Origin of the sequence: Chryseobacterium tagetis (assembly GCF_016735585.2) — a bacterium.
GTDB classification, from domain to species: Bacteria; Bacteroidota; Bacteroidia; order Flavobacteriales; family Weeksellaceae; genus Chryseobacterium; species Chryseobacterium tagetis.
This window is the reverse complement of the sequence record NZ_JAERSE020000004.1, coordinates 26541-42892: the sequence shown is the minus strand read 5'-3', so window position 1 is coordinate 42892 and position 16352 is coordinate 26541. Positions and strand designations below refer to the sequence as shown.

17 protein-coding genes and 1 tRNA gene are annotated in these 16352 nt (G+C 34.4%); 7 read left to right on the top strand and 11 right to left on the bottom strand.

Features of this window, described 5'->3' with window-relative positions; genetic code table 11:
• Window positions 1-63 precede the first annotated feature (63 nt).
• Window positions 64-143, bottom strand: a tRNA-Leu gene (locus tag JI747_RS14055).
• An 80-nt stretch (window positions 144-223) separates the two neighbouring features.
• Window positions 224-991 (bottom strand): MBL fold metallo-hydrolase, encoded by a 768-nt coding sequence (locus JI747_RS14050; protein WP_225689533.1) that lies wholly within the window; start codon window positions 989-991, stop codon window positions 224-226.
• Between the two features lie 54 nt (window positions 992-1045).
• Between JI747_RS14050 and JI747_RS14045 the strand changes: the two genes are divergently transcribed.
• Together JI747_RS14045 and JI747_RS14040 are read left to right on the top strand one after the other, a co-directional pair.
• Window positions 1046-2473 (top strand): TonB-dependent receptor, encoded by a 1428-nt coding sequence (locus tag JI747_RS14045; protein WP_225689532.1) that lies wholly within the window; start codon window positions 1046-1048, stop codon window positions 2471-2473.
• A gap of 12 nt (window positions 2474-2485) precedes the next feature.
• Window positions 2486-2935 (top strand): GAF domain-containing protein, encoded by a 450-nt coding sequence (locus JI747_RS14040; RefSeq protein WP_225689531.1) that lies wholly within the window; start codon window positions 2486-2488, stop codon window positions 2933-2935.
• 171 nt (window positions 2936-3106) lie between these two features.
• On the opposite strand, the gene JI747_RS14035 is transcribed toward JI747_RS14040, so the two are convergent.
• The 3 genes from JI747_RS14035 to JI747_RS14025 form a co-directional block, all read right to left on the bottom strand.
• Window positions 3107-3844, bottom strand: coding sequence for an ABC transporter substrate-binding protein (locus JI747_RS14035; protein ID WP_225689530.1), 738 nt, complete (start codon window positions 3842-3844; stop codon window positions 3107-3109).
• Between the two features lie 25 nt (window positions 3845-3869).
• Window positions 3870-5192 (bottom strand): magnesium transporter, encoded by a 1323-nt coding sequence (gene mgtE, locus JI747_RS14030; protein WP_225689529.1) that lies wholly within the window; start codon window positions 5190-5192, stop codon window positions 3870-3872.
• A gap of 84 nt (window positions 5193-5276) precedes the next feature.
• A complete protein-coding gene (locus JI747_RS14025) occupies window positions 5277-5771 on the bottom strand; it encodes a pyruvate decarboxylase (RefSeq protein ID WP_225689528.1) in 495 nt (164 codons plus the stop codon).
• A 233-nt stretch (window positions 5772-6004) separates the two neighbouring features.
• On the opposite strand from JI747_RS14025, the gene rpsO reads away from it, so the two are divergent.
• The 5 genes from rpsO (at window position 6005) to JI747_RS14000 (ending at window position 11523) form a co-directional block, all read left to right on the top strand.
• Window positions 6005-6274, top strand: coding sequence for a 30S ribosomal protein S15 (rpsO, locus tag JI747_RS14020; protein ID WP_034704056.1), 270 nt, complete (start codon window positions 6005-6007; stop codon window positions 6272-6274).
• A gap of 158 nt (window positions 6275-6432) precedes the next feature.
• Entirely contained in the window at window positions 6433-7596 is a 1164-nt protein-coding gene (locus JI747_RS14015) for an acyloxyacyl hydrolase (protein WP_225689527.1), read from the top strand.
• Between the two features lie 181 nt (window positions 7597-7777).
• Entirely contained in the window at window positions 7778-10027 is a 2250-nt protein-coding gene (locus tag JI747_RS14010) for a polyribonucleotide nucleotidyltransferase (RefSeq protein ID WP_225689526.1), read from the top strand.
• A 393-nt stretch (window positions 10028-10420) separates the two neighbouring features.
• The gene (locus JI747_RS14005; protein ID WP_039372893.1) at window positions 10421-10855 is read left to right on the top strand and encodes a cold shock domain-containing protein; all 435 of its coding nucleotides are present in this window, start codon (window positions 10421-10423) and stop codon (window positions 10853-10855) included.
• Between the two features lie 359 nt (window positions 10856-11214).
• Window positions 11215-11523, top strand: coding sequence for a hypothetical protein (locus JI747_RS14000; RefSeq protein ID WP_225689525.1), 309 nt, complete (start codon window positions 11215-11217; stop codon window positions 11521-11523).
• A gap of 72 nt (window positions 11524-11595) precedes the next feature.
• On the opposite strand, the gene JI747_RS13995 is transcribed toward JI747_RS14000, so the two are convergent.
• The 6 genes from JI747_RS13995 to JI747_RS13970 are packed head-to-tail and all read right to left on the bottom strand — an operon-like array spanning window position 11596 to window position 16068.
• On the bottom strand, window positions 11596-12687 hold the full coding sequence (locus JI747_RS13995; RefSeq protein ID WP_225689524.1) for a nucleotidyltransferase domain-containing protein: 1092 nt from the start codon (window positions 12685-12687) through the stop codon (window positions 11596-11598).
• Window positions 12688-12689: 2 nt separating this feature from the next.
• Window positions 12690-12881 carry a hypothetical protein gene (locus JI747_RS13990; RefSeq protein WP_225689523.1) on the bottom strand — a complete coding sequence of 64 codons (192 nt, stop codon included), beginning with the start codon at window positions 12879-12881 and terminating at the stop codon, window positions 12690-12692.
• Between the two features lie 6 nt (window positions 12882-12887).
• Window positions 12888-13829 (bottom strand): hypothetical protein, encoded by a 942-nt coding sequence (locus JI747_RS13985; RefSeq protein ID WP_225689522.1) that lies wholly within the window; start codon window positions 13827-13829, stop codon window positions 12888-12890.
• 60 nt (window positions 13830-13889) lie between these two features.
• Complete coding sequence (locus JI747_RS13980) at window positions 13890-14621, bottom strand: ATP-grasp domain-containing protein (protein ID WP_225689521.1); 732 nt, start codon at window positions 14619-14621, stop codon at window positions 13890-13892.
• A gap of 12 nt (window positions 14622-14633) precedes the next feature.
• A complete protein-coding gene (locus JI747_RS13975) occupies window positions 14634-15308 on the bottom strand; it encodes a hypothetical protein (RefSeq protein WP_225689520.1) in 675 nt (224 codons plus the stop codon).
• 10 nt (window positions 15309-15318) lie between these two features.
• Window positions 15319-16068 (bottom strand): nucleotidyltransferase domain-containing protein, encoded by a 750-nt coding sequence (locus JI747_RS13970; protein ID WP_225689519.1) that lies wholly within the window; start codon window positions 16066-16068, stop codon window positions 15319-15321.
• Window positions 16069-16352: the final 284 nt, after the last annotated feature.

The following is a 16352-nucleotide window of genomic DNA, read 5'->3' as shown; positions in this document are numbered from 1 at the left end:
ACCCTTTTGACCACCCTAAAAATCAAAAGCCTCTGAAAATCAAATGATTTCAGAGGCTTTTTGTACCCAGGACCGGGATCGAACCGGTACTCCTAAGAACTGGTGTTTGAGACCAGCGCGTCTACCAATTCCGCCACCTGGGCAAGTGTGTTACCTTGTTTTAAATCGGTGTGCAAATATAGAAACTTTTCTTTATACTCCAAAGTTTTTCCAAGAAAAATTTTTAGAAATTTATCTCCAAACCATCGTAGGCAAGGTGGATTCCGAAGGGAAGTTGCTTGTCTTCAATATCATGCAGACCTAAATGATGACTGATGTGGGTTAAAAATAATTTTTTAGGTTGTAGCTCTTCAAACAGTTTGATCACATCCGGAAGGATAAAATGGGCAGGATGCGGGTCGAATTTTCTGATGCAGTTTAAAATTAAGACATCAAGACCTTTTAATTTTTCTTTTTCGGTATCGGAAATAAAACCTGCATCGGTAATGTAAGCAAGGTTTTTAAATTTATAGCCAAAAACAGTAATTTTATAATGAATTACCTCAATCGGAGTGATCTCTATATCTAAAACATGAAAAGGCTTATTTTCAATATCATGAAGATCAAATGCCGGAGCTCCGGGATATCTTTCATCTGCAAAAGCATAAGGGAAACGGTTTTTTACTTCATTTCCAACTCTTGGAGAGCAATAAAGGGGAATATTTTTCCCACTTTTGAAAATAAGCGGACGCATATCATCAAGGCCAATTACATGGTCGTTATGCTCATGAGTAAGTAGGGTAATATCTACGTGAGTCTCGTGGTTTGAAAGCATTTGCTGCCTGAAATCGGGACCGCAATCAATAAGTATTTTTTTGTTTTCGTCTGTAGTTACAATGACAGAAGAACGGAGTCGACTGTCTTTGGGATTTTTTGAAGTACACACTTCGCAAGTGCAGCCAATAACGGGTACGCCTTGGGAAGTTCCCGTTCCTAAAAATTTCAACTTCATTTTCTTTTGAGGTTGGTTTAATTTTGGTAAATTTACGAAAAATTTAATGTCCTAATGTATCAGAAACTAACTCCTAAACAAAAAGCATTAACAATTAATCTAGATCCTACTATTTATGGTACTTTCGCAGAAATTGGAGCAGGGCAGGAGACTGTTCGACACTTTTTTAGAGCAGGAGGAGCTTCCGGTACAATCGCTAAGGCAATGTCTGCTTATGACAAAGATTTTAGTGATGCGATCTATGGAAAAGAGGTAAAAAACAGATACGTTACCCAAAACAGACTTCGAAAAATGCTCCGCTATGAAGTGGCATTGATTGAAGAGCGAATTTCCAGAGAAAATAATCCCAACCGAAAGTTCTTTTCTTACGCCAATACGGTGACTACAATCAATTTTGATAAGACTGTGAAAGGTCACGGCTGGGTAGGAATCCGTTTTCAGGTAAAAGAAAATGAAGATTATAACGAAATCGTTATTCACGTAAAGTTTAAAGAAAATGATGCGACCTTACAGCAGGAGACTTTAGGGAATCTTGGGGTAAACCTTATTTTCGGAGCGTTCAATTATTATGACAATCCGAGAACTTTAGTAGAGTCTCTGTATGATGATGTTGCTAAAGACAACCTTGAAATTGATATGATCGACTTCAACGGGCCAGCTTTTGCTTATGTAGACAACAGGTTGATGTCATTACAATTAGTGAAAAACGGGATGACAGATGCCGTAATTTTCAATTCACAGGGGAATAATATGCTTCCTGCAGATATTTTGTACAAGAAAAATATTTTTGCGGTAAGAGGAAGTTTCAGACCGGTAACGAAAGTGAACATTGATATGCTTCAGAATGGACTGGAAATGTTCATGAAAGATGCGATCTGTACCCATGATGAAACGGAAGTTTTAATAGAAATCACCATTTCAAACCTTCGTGCAGATGGAGATATTGATGAAAGGGATTTCTTGGACAGAGTAGACGTTCTTGGAAAACTAGGATATACGGTAATCGTTTCCAATTTCTCTGAATATTATCGTCTGATTGATTATTTTGCTTCTTACACCAATGGAAATATCGGGGTTGCAATGGGAGTGAATAATCTATTGATGGTATTTGACGAGAAGTACTATAAAGATTTGTCAGGAGGAATTCTTGAAGCTTTCGGGAAATTCTTCAGAAACGGAATGAGAGTGTATCTGTATCCTTACAAAGATCCTGAAACGCATGAGCTTTTAGATTCTGAAACCCTTAAAGTGGGGGAGAACCTGAAAGAATTATATAAATATTTCAAACTGAACGAACGTATCGTAGATATAACTAACTATAATCCTGAGTTTTTGGAAATTTATTCAAGAGATATTTTGAAAAAAATTGGTTGTAACATCAAAGGCTGGGAAAACCAAGTTCCTGAAGGTGTTGCAGAAATGATTAAAGAACGAGGAATGTTTGGATTTAAAGAAGATTTTTCATTAAAACAATTCTCTTAAAAATAATAGATAATGTCAGAATTAAAGAAAAGACTTTCTTCTATCTTAGAAAGTCCTAAACATAATACCGAGGAGAAGCTTGAAAAAGTGTGTCACCTTTTGGATCAGGAAATTTCTTATTTCAATTGGACGGGTTTTTATTTTAAAAACGGAGATAAGGACGAGTTGAAATTAGGACCTTACGTTGGAGCACCGACAGATCACACCATTATTCCTTACGGAAAAGGAATTTGCGGGCAGGTTGCTGTTTCCAATGAAACTTTTGTTGTTCCGGATGTGAACGAAGAAAGTAACTATTTAAGCTGCTCGATCGATACAAAAGCAGAAATTGTAGTTCCGATTTTCAAAGACGGTCAAAACATCGGTCAGATCGATATCGATTCTCATACGGTAGATCCTTTTACAGCAGAAGACAGAGAATTGTTGGAATGGCTTTGCAACGAAGTATCGAAAATATTGTAATTGAATATTTTTAATAATATATATAAACTCCGGCTCGAAGAGCCGGAGTTTTTTATAATGATATATTGATCATTTTCATAAAGATTCTCATCAATAGGAACGGGCTTTAGCCCGTTTTCAAAAATACACAAAGCAGATTGGCTTTAGCCAAAAATTGAAAATCAGTTTAAATTAATGAAATTTGTGTTTAAAATCAGAAATCAATGCTTTAAAATAATCCTCACATTTCGCAATATGCGTTCCATACCAGGAAAATGCCTCCCCATCTACAATCATAATCTTTTTATCAGGATAAAATTCCTTTAATTCCTCAATATGTTTTTCTTTAAAAGGAAAAGGTTCGGAAGAAAGCATGATAACCTCTGCTTCCGCCAGATCTGCAGTTTCTATTTCCGGATAACGTGTCTTATCCTTAAAAATATTTTCAAAACCAATTTCAGCTAAGATCTTATGGATGAAAGTATCTGAACCTATCGTCATATAAGGATTTTTCCAGATAAGATAAGCTGCTTTTATAGTGGAGCTAATTTTAGCCTGATTTAAAACGTCATAAATTTTAAGATTGAAAAGTTGTGCTTTATCTTCTTTATGAAAGGTTTTACCAAGGTGTTTAAGCAAATAATAATTGTCCTCAATAGTTTCTACATTGGTAACAATAACTTTAAAATCATCCATCAAAGCTTCTACCTGCTCTTTGATGTTTTCTTCCTTGTTAGCAAGAATTAAATCCGGTTGTAGTGCCTTGATTTTATCAATATTAATGTTTTTCGTTCCCCCGATGATTGCTACATTTTTTACTTTTTCTTTAGGATGAATACAGAATTTTGTCCTTCCGACAACTTCCTTTTCCGTTAAACCCAAATCAAACAAAGCCTCAGTAATAGAGGGAACAAGAGAAACAACTTTCATAATGTTATTTTAGATTTGCCTAAAATTACAAAAGTTTACCGGTTAAGAAAAGTCCGGCTACAGAAAAATAAATGATAAGTCCTGTTACGTCTACTAGTGTTGCTACAAACGGAGCAGAAGAGGTTGCAGGGTCAAGTTTTAATTTTTTCAGAATAAAAGGAACCATAGATCCGGAAAGAGTACCCCAAAGTACAATCATAATTAAAGAAACTCCGACACTAAGTCCTACATAAGGCCAATACATCCCATAATTAAAGAATCCTGCTTCATGCCATATCATGATTCGTAAGAAACCGATAGCTCCCAAAATACTTCCAAGAAATAAACCGGTGAAAATCTCCTTTTTCATGACGTACCACCAATCTTTTAAGCCAATTTCCTGAAGAGCCATTGCTCTGATGATCAGTGTTGCAGCCTGAGAACCTGAATTTCCTCCACTGGAAATAATTAAGGGTACAAATAAAGCTAAAACAACCGCTTTCTGAATTTCATCCTCAAAATATCCCATTGCCGAAGCGGTAAGCATTTCAGAAAAGAATAAAATGATCAGCCACATTCCTCTCTTTTTTACCATTTCGATCAAAGAGGTTTGGGTATAAGGAACATCAAGGGCTTCAAGTCCCCCAAACTTTTGAATATCTTCAGTATTCTGTGATTCTATCTGATCCAAAATATCATCAATCGTTACAATTCCTACCAGAACTCCGGCTTCGGTGATGATCGGAAGTGCGGCTCTGTCATATTTTTCAAAATATTGTACAGCATCTTCTTTTGATGTAGTAGTTGCAATGGCAACAAAGTGATTGTCGGTTATATCGGATATCAGCGTGTCTTCCTCCGCCAATAACAAACTTCCTAAAGCAATATCATCAATCAAACGGTTTCTCTCATCAACTACATACAGATAGTTCATTGTTTCTACCCTGCTTCCCACTTTTTTTATCTGTTGAAGGCACTTTTTTATCGTCCATTCCTTACGGATCTGGATGTAATAAGGCGTCATCAGACGGGCAATAGAATCAGAATTATATCCCAAAAGTTTCAGGGCAATTCTTCTTTCCTGTGGATTAAGATGATTGATGGAATATTTGATCAGTTCGTCAGGAAAGTCCTCAAACAAGGCAGTCCTGTCATCAGGAGTCATCGCATTCAGGATCTCGGAAACTTCGTCGCTTCCGATACTTCTGATGGTTTCTTCCTGAAAATCGGGATCAAGATGAGAAAAAACATCAGCTTTGTATTCTTTCGGAACTTTTAAAAACGCTAACAGCCTCTCATCAGCGGGAAGTCCACTAAGAGTTTCGGCAATATCGGCAGGATTAAAGATAAGTTCGTCTCTAGAATTCAAAACGTGAAATTTTTGGATATGCAAAAATAATTTAAATTTTCAAGAAACAGGAATAATGTATGAAATTTAAGGAATATTTAAAGCCTAGAATCCGGAATCTGTCGTAGGCCTGATCTTCTTTAATTTCTTTAAAATCCCTTTTATAGCACCATTGGTTCCTATTTTTATAGAATTTTCGGTAGACCCTAAAAGGCGCATATTTTTACGGTAGGTGTCGTAATCGGTCTCTGTGAGAAGATTTCCGGTAGCATCAAAAAGTTTCATACTGATGACAACCTGATTGGAAAAAACATATTTTCCTAATCCCACTTTAAAATATTTTACTTTGGGAACGATGGCAAAATCTGTTGCGTTATTGCTGCAATAATCAATGATTGTCTGTTTGTCGATGCTGTCATAAGGAATCTGCACTTCAGCTCTCAGCATTTTGTTTCTCTTCATATTACTCGTGTTATCAGAAACAGCGCTGAAAAATGCAGTGTTGGTAGGTTCTTTTATTTCCTCAATATCCGGCTCTACCTCAGGATTGAAGTAAAGAACTCTCTTTATCTTATCGTCGGTACTTTTTTGTGCTTTCATTGAGGCGGTTCCGATCAATAAAAAAGAAATAAAGGCTAAAAAAAATAAAACTCTTCCCATTTGTAATTTCGATTGCAAAATTACTGTCTTTTAGTGGGATGACATAATTTTTTTAAGAAATTTTTAACATTTTTTTCTATCAAATTCCATATATGAAATCAATAATGTTTGTGGAATCAAAATAAAGTCGTAATTTTGCACCCGTTACATAATAATCATTAAACAATATTGGAATGTACTTAACAACAGAAAAAAAAGCAGAAATTTTCGCAAAACATGGAAAATCTGCACAGGACACAGGGAGCGCTGAAGGACAAGTAGCTCTTTTCACTTTCAGAATTAACCACTTATCTCAGCATTTGAAAGCTAATCGTCATGATTTCAATACTGAAAGATCTTTGGTGAAATTGGTAGGTAAAAGAAAAAGTTTATTGGATTATCTTAAGAAAAAAGATATTACAAGATACAGAGCTATTATCGCTGAACTAGGTTTAAGAAAATAATCTGTAAAGATTTTCAAATAAAAGCAACTTCGAAAGAGGTTGCTTTTTTTTGTGGCTTTTTGTGAAATAGATAACAAATAATTGAATTTTAAAGATTTTTTCTCGATTTTCTTAAATGAATATTTAAATTTGTTACCTTTTTTTAATTAAGATTGATTTTGAAGAATTTTTACACTTATTTTTTGGTTGTACTATCCGTTTTCTGCAAAGCACAAGAAGCAGACTCTTTAAAACCAAAACTTTGGACAGCCAGTGCAAATACCGAATACGGAATGGTTTTACCGACCAATATTCATTTGAAAAGTTATCCTCATAAAGCCTTTGCGGCCTATTCTTTTGAATTTCTAAAACAAACCAATGGAAATAAAGATTGGGAGTCTTTATATAATCATCCACAAGTTGGAGTGGGTTTTATAGCGGTTGATTACCTTACCAATAAACAATTGGGGAGTCCGTATGCTATTTATGGGATTTATAATGCGAAAATAAAGCAATGGGATAAACTTAAATGGTACCATAGTATCAATTTCGGGATTTCTTTTAATTCAACTCCTTATAATTCTGATCTGGGATATCTTAACAGCTCTATTGGTTCAAAAACAAATATGTTTATCAGTTTGGGAACAGGGTTGTATTATGAACTGGGAAAACATTTTGATTTAGGACTGAATCTTAAATTTAATCACCTTTCCAATGGTTCTTTAAAAACGCCTAATCGAGGATTGAATAGCGTTGCCCCGCAATTAAGTTTAGTTTATTATCCTGAGCGAATAACTCCTCAGAAATCAGATACAGTAAGAATCGTTCACGATAAATATAATACGGTCGAGGTTTCCGGATTTGTAGCCCGGAAAAGTGCTTTCTATAAAGGAACAGACCGCGATCCGAATAATTATTATCAGGGATATATCTACAATATTTTTGGTGCGGAAGCTTTTTATTTCCGTCAGTATTCTGAAAAATCGGCCTACGGAATCGGAGTGGGCATTACTCAGGATGATGAATATAACCATACTATGTACTTAGAGAACGGTTTTGTTTATGATAAAAAAAGATTCTCCAAAAATCAGGTTTTAGCCAGTGTTATTCCCAGTTATCGTTTAATAATGGGGAAATTGTATGTGAATGTGGGGGCAGGATATTACCTGTTCAAAAAGACAAGAAAGTATGACAATACAGGATTTTTTCAAAGGATAAGTTTACAATATCAGATCACAGACCGTTTATTTGCGTCATTCGGGATCAATGCTTATGATTTCCACGTTGCCAATTATCTTGAATGGAAATTAGGATATACTTTTTCAAAAAAAATCCGGAAGTAGATTTTCAGTGTATGAAATGAGGAGTAATAATGGCTTTTTTAAGTGATTTAAATAGTTTCAAGAGAAAGCAATTTCATTTAAAAACGGGTTTTATCCAAATAATACATTAAATTTGCAAACGAAAATTTAAAGAGTTTAAATAATAATCGTACTCAATACGGAGTACAAGAGACGAAAATTTATGAGTATACCTCAAGCGTTTACAGAAACGATTACTCTTGCAGACGGAAGAGAAATCACTTTAGAAACAGGGAAGTTGGCGAAGCAAGCTGATGGATCTGTGGTAGTAAAATTAGGCGGAACAATGCTTTTAGCAACTGTTGTAGCCAATAAAGAAGCCAATCCTGGTGTAGATTTTTTACCATTAACGGTAGATTACAGAGAAAAATTCTATGCAGGTGGTAGAATTCCCGGAAACTTTTTCCGTAGAGAAGCAAGACCTTCAGATCAGGAGATTTTAACAATGCGTTTGGTAGACAGAGTTCTACGTCCGCTTTTCCCTGAAGATTTCCACGCGGAAGTTCAGGTAATGATTTCTTTGATTTCTTACGATGGGCAAACAATTCCTGATGATTTGGCTGGTTTAGCGGCTTCTGCTGCGATTGCAATTACAGATATTCCTTTCGACGGACCGATGTCTGAAGTAAGAGTCGTAAGATTCAACGGAGAATTGGCGATTAATCCAAGCTATGAATCATTAAAAGATGCTGAGTTGGATATTATGGTTGGAGCTACTAAAGATTCAATCGTAATGGTAGAAGGAGAGATGAAGGAAATTTCTGAGCAGGAAATGTTGGAAGCTATTAATTTTGCTCATGTTGAAATTAAAAAGCAAATCGAAGCTCAGGAAAGACTGGCAGAAAAAGTAGGAAAAGCTTTCCCTAAGAGAGAATATTCTCACGAGACTCACGATGAAGAAATCCGTGAAAAAGTTTGGAAAGAAACGTATGATAAAGTATATGAAGTAGCAAGAACTCCTTCTAGCAAAGAAGAAAGAGGAGAGAAATTCAAAGCGGTGCGTGAAGAATTCCTTGCTCAATATGTAGATAATGCAGAAGAATTAGAAAGAGTAACGCCTTTCGTAAAAGTATATTATCATGATGTAGAGAAAGAAGCAATGCGTCAGATGATCCTTGAAGACAATATCCGTCTGGATGGTCGTGATCCTCAAACGATCCGTCCGATCTGGTCAGAAATTGATTACCTTCCGGGAGCTCACGGTTCTGCGATCTTTACAAGAGGAGAAACTCAGTCTTTAACAGCTGTAACGTTAGGTTCTGTGAAAGATGCAAACATGGTGGACAGTGTAATTACACAACATGATGAGAAATTCTTTTTACATTACAATTTCCCTCCGTTCTCAACTGGTGAAGCAAGACCTTTAAGAGGAACCTCCAGAAGAGAAGTAGGACACGGAAACTTGGCTCAAAGAGCTTTGCAGGCAGTAATTCCTGAAGAAAACCCATACACAATCAGAATCGTTTCTGATATCCTTGAATCAAACGGGTCGTCTTCAATGGCAACAGTTTGTGCAGGAACATTGGCATTAATGGATGCAGGGGTACAGATTACAAAACCTGTTTCCGGAATTGCAATGGGATTGATCACTGATACAAAATCAGGTAAATTCACAGTACTTTCTGATATCTTAGGAGATGAAGATCACCTTGGAGATATGGACTTTAAAGTAACAGGTACTGCGGACGGTATCACTGCTTGTCAGATGGATATTAAAATCCAGGGGCTTTCTATGGACATCATGGAAAAAGCTTTGATGCAGGCAAGAGACGGAAGATTACATATCCTTAATAAAATCACTGAAACAATTGCTACACCAAGAGAAGACGTGAAACCTCACGCTCCGAAAATGGTAGTAATGGAAATTCCGAAAGACTTTATTGGGGCAGTAATCGGACCTGGTGGAAAAATCATTCAGCAGATGCAGAAAGATACGGGAACGGTTATCGCCATTGAAGAAATTGGTGAAATCGGACGTATCGAGATTGCAGGAACAGACAGAGAGAAAATTAATGCAGCTGTTGCTAAGATCAACGAAATTACTTTTGTACCGGTGATAGGTGAAGTGTACAATGGTAAAGTAGTAAAAGTAATGGATTTCGGTGCTTTTGTAGCAATTGCTAAAGGTACTGAAGGCCTTCTTCATATTTCTGAGATCGAATGGGCTCGTTTAGACAAAGTTCCTTATGCAGAAGGTGATGAAGTGGAAGTGAAGTTCATGGGGTACGACGACCGTAAGAAAATGAAACTTTCAAGAAAAGTTCTTTTACCAAGACCTCCAAGACCAGAGAAGAAAGAAGGTGAACAAAGAGGTCCAAGACCGGAAGGGCAGGGAAGACCTGAAAGACCAAACAGACCTGAAGAGCAAAATCAAGCTAAACCAGAAGGTGATAAACCAGCTGATCAGGCTTAATAAATAATAAAAACCATCGATTTTTCGGTGGTTTTTTATTTTTAGATTGTGTTACATTTTAAAGCGTGAAAGAGCTACAGTAAAGGCAATTGAGTTTCAATTATTTAAATCAGCATCAAGTTGCTTTGTGTCTTTATTTTTCGTATATTTGTACACTATCTTAAAGACAGGTTCTCTGCTTTTCGCAGTGTTGTAATTATTTGAAATATCATTTCTTTATTATTTTTCATCTTTTTCAATTGTTCTCAGAACAATCATTCAAATAAAAAGACAACCGGAAAACATATTACATCTCTTTTGGAAAAGATGTATTAATAACATTACAAAGTTTGAATATCATCCTTTATTTAAGCTTGAAATAGTACTCAGTAACAATTAAATTTTAAAAAATATATGGCGGATTCTTTCTCTAAAAAAGAAAATTTCAAGAAAAAACAGCAAAAGCTAAAAGAAAAAGCTTTACGTCGTGAAGAGCGTAAAGAAAACAATGACAAAGGCAAAAGCCTTGACGAAATGTTCATGTATGTAGATGCGAACGGACAGCTTACGTCTACACCACCTGATAACGATGAAAGAGCAGAAATCTCTCTTGATAATATACAATTAGGTGCAGCTCCAATTGAAGCTGAAGAAACTGTAAAAACAGGAATTGTAACTTTTTTAAGCGAAAAAGGATACGGATTCATCACGGAAGATAAAACAAAAGAAAATATCTTCTTCCACAATAATAACTGCATCGATCAGATTAAGAAAGGAAATAAAGTATCTTTCGAAAAAGAAAAATCTCCAAAAGGATTTTCTGCAGCTGAAATTAGATTGGTAAAATAATTAATCGAACATTAGATTAATTTTCAGATATAATAGAATCCCTCATTTTTTGAGGGATTTTGTTTGTTATATCCTATAAATAGACATGAACCGTATTTTTAACGCTATGTTCGTAATTTTATATTAATGGTAATTATATACAATTTTAGCTTATCCTGCTATCTTAATTATTATCAGTCTGTCATTCTGAATGTAACGCAGTGAAATGAAGAATCTATCCTATAGTAAGATTCTTCCTTCGTCAGAATGACAAAGGTGTAAAATTTTATACAGTCGCCATATTAATATCTTTTTATTTTTTCGTTTGTAAAGGCGTTTAATTAAATCTGCAAATTTTATTTATCTTTAAACAAAAACTTATGAAAAAACTATTTATTCTTTCCTTGATTGGTTTTACCATTTTTTCTTTTGCCCAAACCGTAAATGATGTTCCAATCCGAGATATTGATGTGGATTACGTACAAATTATTGGTACAGGAAGATCATTAAGTACAAAAGTGAATGTTGAAATAGATTTCGGACAGGAAACCAAATCGATTTCCTTTAAAAACGGGACTAATATTAAAGATGAAAGAGGAAGGAATATGAAATTCAATTCGATGATGGATGCGCTTAATCTTCATGTCTGCCAACGGATATTCCTTCCAGTTTGCCTATACGATGAATGATGATAAGGATAAAGCAATTTATTATATCTTAAAGAAAAATAAGTAAGAGAAAACCCACCAAAATCGGTGGGTTTATTGATATAAATACTCTCTTATTTCAATTAGAATTTTTGTTGTTTTATCCAAATCCGGGTAATCCGGAAGAGTAGAAACGGAATGATAATGCTCAATCGAACGGATAAGATCTTCCGCCTTTTTCATGACATTTTCATACGACCAGTTTCCTGCTTTAATGTCTAATAACTCATCACGATTATCCACTCGAATATTTAAAGAATTGGTTTTAAAAATCTGTTCACAAGACTGTAAAAGTCGGATGGTGTGCATCATATTTTTGCTGTCATAATTCTGCCCATGATGCTGATTGACATTGTAACGGTCTTCATTTCTCTCCGAAACCCATTTCCAATATTCGCGGTAATCTTTGCAGTAGGTAGAATAGGCATCAAGATTACAGAATAGATAAGCAATCGGTTTTTCATCGTTAGGAACAGAGGAAACTGAAACCTGATTGGCTTCTTCATTCTGGATGATTCCTTTATAATTCAAATCTCCCGATTCGTTATAGAAAAGAGCGAATATTCCTTTGGTATTGTCAATGCTTACTAAGCCGCATTTTTCCTGTAAAAGACCACCCCGTCCTTCAGACACCCCTCCAAAGGAGGGGAATTCTCGCAGCCATTTTTTCAACGGAACCGAACCTTGATTCTGCAAAATATAACAAAAATCAAGAATAGATTTTCTTTCTTGAGCAATCGGATTCAGAATCTTTTTGTTGAGTCCTTTTGCTTTTTTTATCTGTGAAATCGCATAACCCGCAAAGGTATCTTTACAAAGCTTGGAAAGGAAATCTTCCGGTTTCAATAAATCCATCAACGGATTTTTATGTTGAATACAATCTTCCGGACTTGCCAGAATTTCTAAAATATTCGGATTGTTTTTCTGTAGTAACTCAACCAGCCTTCCGATTTCATAATAGGTAATATCATTCGTTTCATTGGAAATCTGTGGAATATAATTTAAACCAAAAAAATCTTCTTTTGATAGGTAATAGACTCCGCGGATATCGGTGTCTGAGTTTTCTGTTGCAAGTCCAAATGAGCGGCTTCCGGAGATGGCTTCGAAGAGGATGAGGTTTTTATTTTTTAGGGTTTGTATAGTCATAACTAAACATAAATTATATCGCCAACTTTGGCATTTTTCAATTGTTCTAAGATTTCAAGTGCATCTTCATAAGTATTACATGGAATTCGGATTTTATTTGGAGGTTTATTAATTCCATTTTCTATAAGATAATTTCCTGCTATTGCTATCTTTATCTGTAATGTTCCCAGTATTTTAGGTCTAATTATTTTCATTTGTTTTTAATTTTGTTTCTGAAATTCGACGATTTTGTCGATCCAATTTTCAATAATGTCTTTAAGCTTTTCTAATCTTTTTTGATCTGAATTTTTATCCTCCATAACAACAAATATTCTAGAAAGATGAGCTTTATTATTAATTTTAAACATGAAATTTTTCACAGAAATACCGCGTAGTGATCTTCCATAAGCTTGGTATTCATTGTTTTCAGAAATAACCTTTAAAAGCTGAAAAGCAATTTTTTGAGGTGTTTGCCCTTGTTGAATATAATGCATTTCTTTTCTTAAAGTTTCAGGATATTCGTTGTAATTAATTCGAAGAAAATAATCAAAATCCTCATCGATTAATAAGTCTACACTTCTATGTCTGAAATCTGCTCTGAAGCCCTCTGATGTTCCATAATGAAAAATATAGTTGCTTTTTTCAAAACTTTCTTCGTTTAAGTAAATTGGAAGTTTAAATTTTGTATTATTAAAATTCTCTAACCATTTTTCCATATCATAAGACTCAGATGAAACTTTATAATCAATCTTTGAAACAATAAAATCATGATTTCGATTATTTCCCAAAGAGAAAATAAATGATTCTTTTTCCCAAGAATATCTTTTTGTTTTCAGGTTCCATTTATCTTTTGTAAAAATAAATTCTATCCAATAATATGAAGAAAATAAACTAGCATTTAAAAGAAAAATATCTCTGTATTGCGGCGTATAATTAATGCTTTTAAAGAAATCACCTTTGGCAAAATCATTAAATAAATTTGCTATAGTTTGTAATGTTTCTTCTAAATTTTTATCACTATCAAAAATTCGTTTCCAAGGAAATTGTACTCCAATGATTGTAGATTTACCATCTTTAAAATTCGGGAGATATCGTTTTATGATCCAATTAAATTCGGTTTCTTCATGAGTTTGGTTGATGGTGATGATATTTTCTTTTTCCATGGTTTGTGTTTTATTTTTGGTAATAATAGTGAAAAAGTCCCTTGTTTAAAAGGAACTTTTTTAATTTTTGACACAACTCTCCACAATCATCTCCAAAACCTTCTCCGCATCACAAGCATATAAACCAGAGCACCAAGCAGGATTTGCTTCAATCAGAGCCCAACCTTTTCCTTTAATAATTCCAAAATCCAAAACAATTGCTTTTGGAAGAGTTTGAAAATATTGTTTCATGAAATTGTTAAAAAACTCAAACAGATCTTTTTGCTCTGTTTCAGAAAGCGGATTGGTGTCGAAAACATTGTTTCGCCAATATGAAGAATAGGTTTTTATTTCATTATTTAAAACAAAACATCGTACTTCAAGTTCCCATTCCACAACTTCCGAAGTGAAAACAGGACTTTCTAAATCCACCGTATCAAAACCTTTGATATTGGTAACTTTATCGAAAACTCCGGCTTTAAAACTTTTGAAATCAGAACATTTAATGAAAATATTTTCTTCATGTACAAAATCTTTCAATTGTCCGTAAGAAATTTTCCGTTTTGTAAATTCTTCTGAAATCTTCGAAAGCCAGTTGTCATCAGGTTTTGTTAAGGTTAAATTACATTGTTCGGCAACAATCTCTGCGTAAATATCTTCGCCATATACTGCAATTACATCCGCTCGAAATTCTTCGGGAACATTCCATTTTGCATTGAAACGGCTCAATTGATAAGGTGAATTGAGCGATGCTTTTTTCAGATTGTTGCTATCTTCCGTGTACATGGGAGACAGGGCGATTATATTTTTCATGATTTTTTAATTTTATTTAAAAATACTACCGATTTCTTCGCTTACTGACCTGTAATGATCTAGTATGTCGTAGTTTATTTTAATTCCTTGATGTTCAATTTCTTTTTCCATTCCATGATAACATCCTGCATAATATCCTTTTTTATCACTTGATAAAATTAGAAATTCTGCTCCTCCACAAGTAGCATAGATGTTTAGTCCAATGATTAGATAATCCTGATTTCTTCCCAATTCTTCGTAGCATTGATCTACAAATGCAATGTCCATATGCTGAGCTTCAAATCTATTTTCTTTAAGAATAAATTCAAACTTACCATATTCAATAATTTCCTGAAATTTTTCTTGGTCAAAATCTTTATTATATAGTTCCAAATACCTTTCAATCATATATAGGACGAATTTTTCTGTATAGAAAATTTCAACATAAGGCTCCCCTTCTATCCAAAATGGATGATATAAACTATTATTTTTTTCAACATTAAAATAGGTGAACAGTTTTTGATAAACTTCAGGAACGATCAATCCATACTCTTTTTTCAGAAACTCACATCTTTCAGTAAAAGGATGAACAGTCGGCTCTTTTTCTATTATTTCTATTTTGTTTTCTTCTTGGAAGTCATTTTTCAAAATATCTATCTCATTATTTTGAATCGTTTTTTTCTTTTTTAAAAAATTGAATATTTTCATTATGTATTTTTTAAAGTTCTAGTATTTCTCTGAAAACCCTCTCCATCTCACCTTTATCTCCATTTCCACCTCTCAGACTTTTCGCTCTTTCCTCATTATTCAAAACCATTTTCTCTAAAAATCCAAACAATTCCCAGTCATTCGGATGGTAATAAGATTCTCCTTTTGTGGCTTTTAAAGCGATCAAGTTTTCTATTTTAGTTCTCTTAAAATCATCTACCAAAACTAGTAATTCGCTGAATAAAACTGGTGGAACGGTTCCTTTTTCTAAGATCCATTTTCCGGTCAATGCAGTTCGAAGACAATAGAAATAAGATTTTAGTTTTACTTCATCGGTTCTGCAGGCTTCCAGATATTTTTTACTCATACTCAGATAATGGTAAGAAACCGCTATTGGAGAAAAGCATTCATCTGCCAAAGGTTTGAATAAATTGTAAAAATTTTCATTTTTCACATACACGATAGGAGAGTAAAACCAACTTAATAAAGCCGCATTCGATTTCAAGAGCAAATGAAAAGTCTTTCTCAAATCCCATCCGGAACCATCCAGATCATCTTCGGTCATGAATTCTACTGTTTCATCCTTATCCCAAGGCGAAAGATACCAGTCTTTTTCGTGTCGGTAGATAAAGCGGATGTCATAATCGCTGTCCGGTGAAGCAAAACCCCACGCCCGGCTTCCGGATTCCACGGCAAGAAGTATCTCTATACCGCGGTTTTTCTCGACTTCTTTTAATTTTTCTATTATTTTTGGTGTCATTGTTTTTAATTTATAATGCAAAGTAATGGGTGATGTGCGCAATGTTTTTACGTTGTTTTTTTGTGTTTGAGAGTTCTTGTATGGAAGGTTTTACTCTTTTTTAACGCAAAGTTTTTATTTTGCAGGATGATTTTATTGAGTGAGCAAAGAAGAATCAACCGAGTTGATTTGATTAAGGTGTATTTTCAAGCTTCGCGAAGCAAATTTTATTTGCCTTTGCCTTTTTATGTTATGACAAAAGAAAACGGATTAAAAAATTAAATACCTGTTTAATACCCAGAATT

Excerpts from the sequence above, each read along its gene's own strand:
- JI747_RS13980 (WP_225689521.1), bottom strand. The coding sequence starts at position 14,621 with ATGAAAAATATAATCGCCCTGTCTCCCATGTACACGGAAGATAGCAAC.
- JI747_RS14000 (WP_225689525.1), top strand. The coding sequence starts at position 11,215 with ATGAAAAAACTATTTATTCTTTCCTTGATTGGTTTTACCATTTTTTCT.
- JI747_RS13990 (WP_225689523.1), bottom strand. The coding sequence starts at position 12,881 with ATGAAAATAATTAGACCTAAAATACTGGGAACATTACAGATAAAGATA.
- JI747_RS14035 (WP_225689530.1), bottom strand. The coding sequence starts at position 3,844 with ATGAAAGTTGTTTCTCTTGTTCCCTCTATTACTGAGGCTTTGTTTGAT.
- JI747_RS13975 (WP_225689520.1), bottom strand. The coding sequence starts at position 15,308 with ATGAAAATATTCAATTTTTTAAAAAAGAAAAAAACGATTCAAAATAAT.
- JI747_RS13995 (WP_225689524.1), bottom strand. The coding sequence starts at position 12,687 with ATGACTATACAAACCCTAAAAAATAAAAACCTCATCCTCTTCGAAGCC.
- JI747_RS14025 (WP_225689528.1), bottom strand. The coding sequence starts at position 5,771 with ATGAAAGCACAAAAAAGTACCGACGATAAGATAAAGAGAGTTCTTTAC.
- JI747_RS14010 (WP_225689526.1), top strand. The coding sequence starts at position 7,778 with ATGAGTATACCTCAAGCGTTTACAGAAACGATTACTCTTGCAGACGGA.
- JI747_RS14005 (WP_039372893.1), top strand. The coding sequence starts at position 10,421 with ATGGCGGATTCTTTCTCTAAAAAAGAAAATTTCAAGAAAAAACAGCAA.
- JI747_RS13985 (WP_225689522.1), bottom strand. The coding sequence starts at position 13,829 with ATGGAAAAAGAAAATATCATCACCATCAACCAAACTCATGAAGAAACC.
- JI747_RS14040 (WP_225689531.1), top strand. The coding sequence starts at position 2,486 with ATGTCAGAATTAAAGAAAAGACTTTCTTCTATCTTAGAAAGTCCTAAA.
- JI747_RS14045 (WP_225689532.1), top strand. The coding sequence starts at position 1,046 with ATGTATCAGAAACTAACTCCTAAACAAAAAGCATTAACAATTAATCTA.
- JI747_RS13970 (WP_225689519.1), bottom strand. The coding sequence starts at position 16,068 with ATGACACCAAAAATAATAGAAAAATTAAAAGAAGTCGAGAAAAACCGC.
- rpsO (WP_034704056.1), top strand. The coding sequence starts at position 6,005 with ATGTACTTAACAACAGAAAAAAAAGCAGAAATTTTCGCAAAACATGGA.
- JI747_RS14050 (WP_225689533.1), bottom strand. The coding sequence starts at position 991 with ATGAAGTTGAAATTTTTAGGAACGGGAACTTCCCAAGGCGTACCCGTT.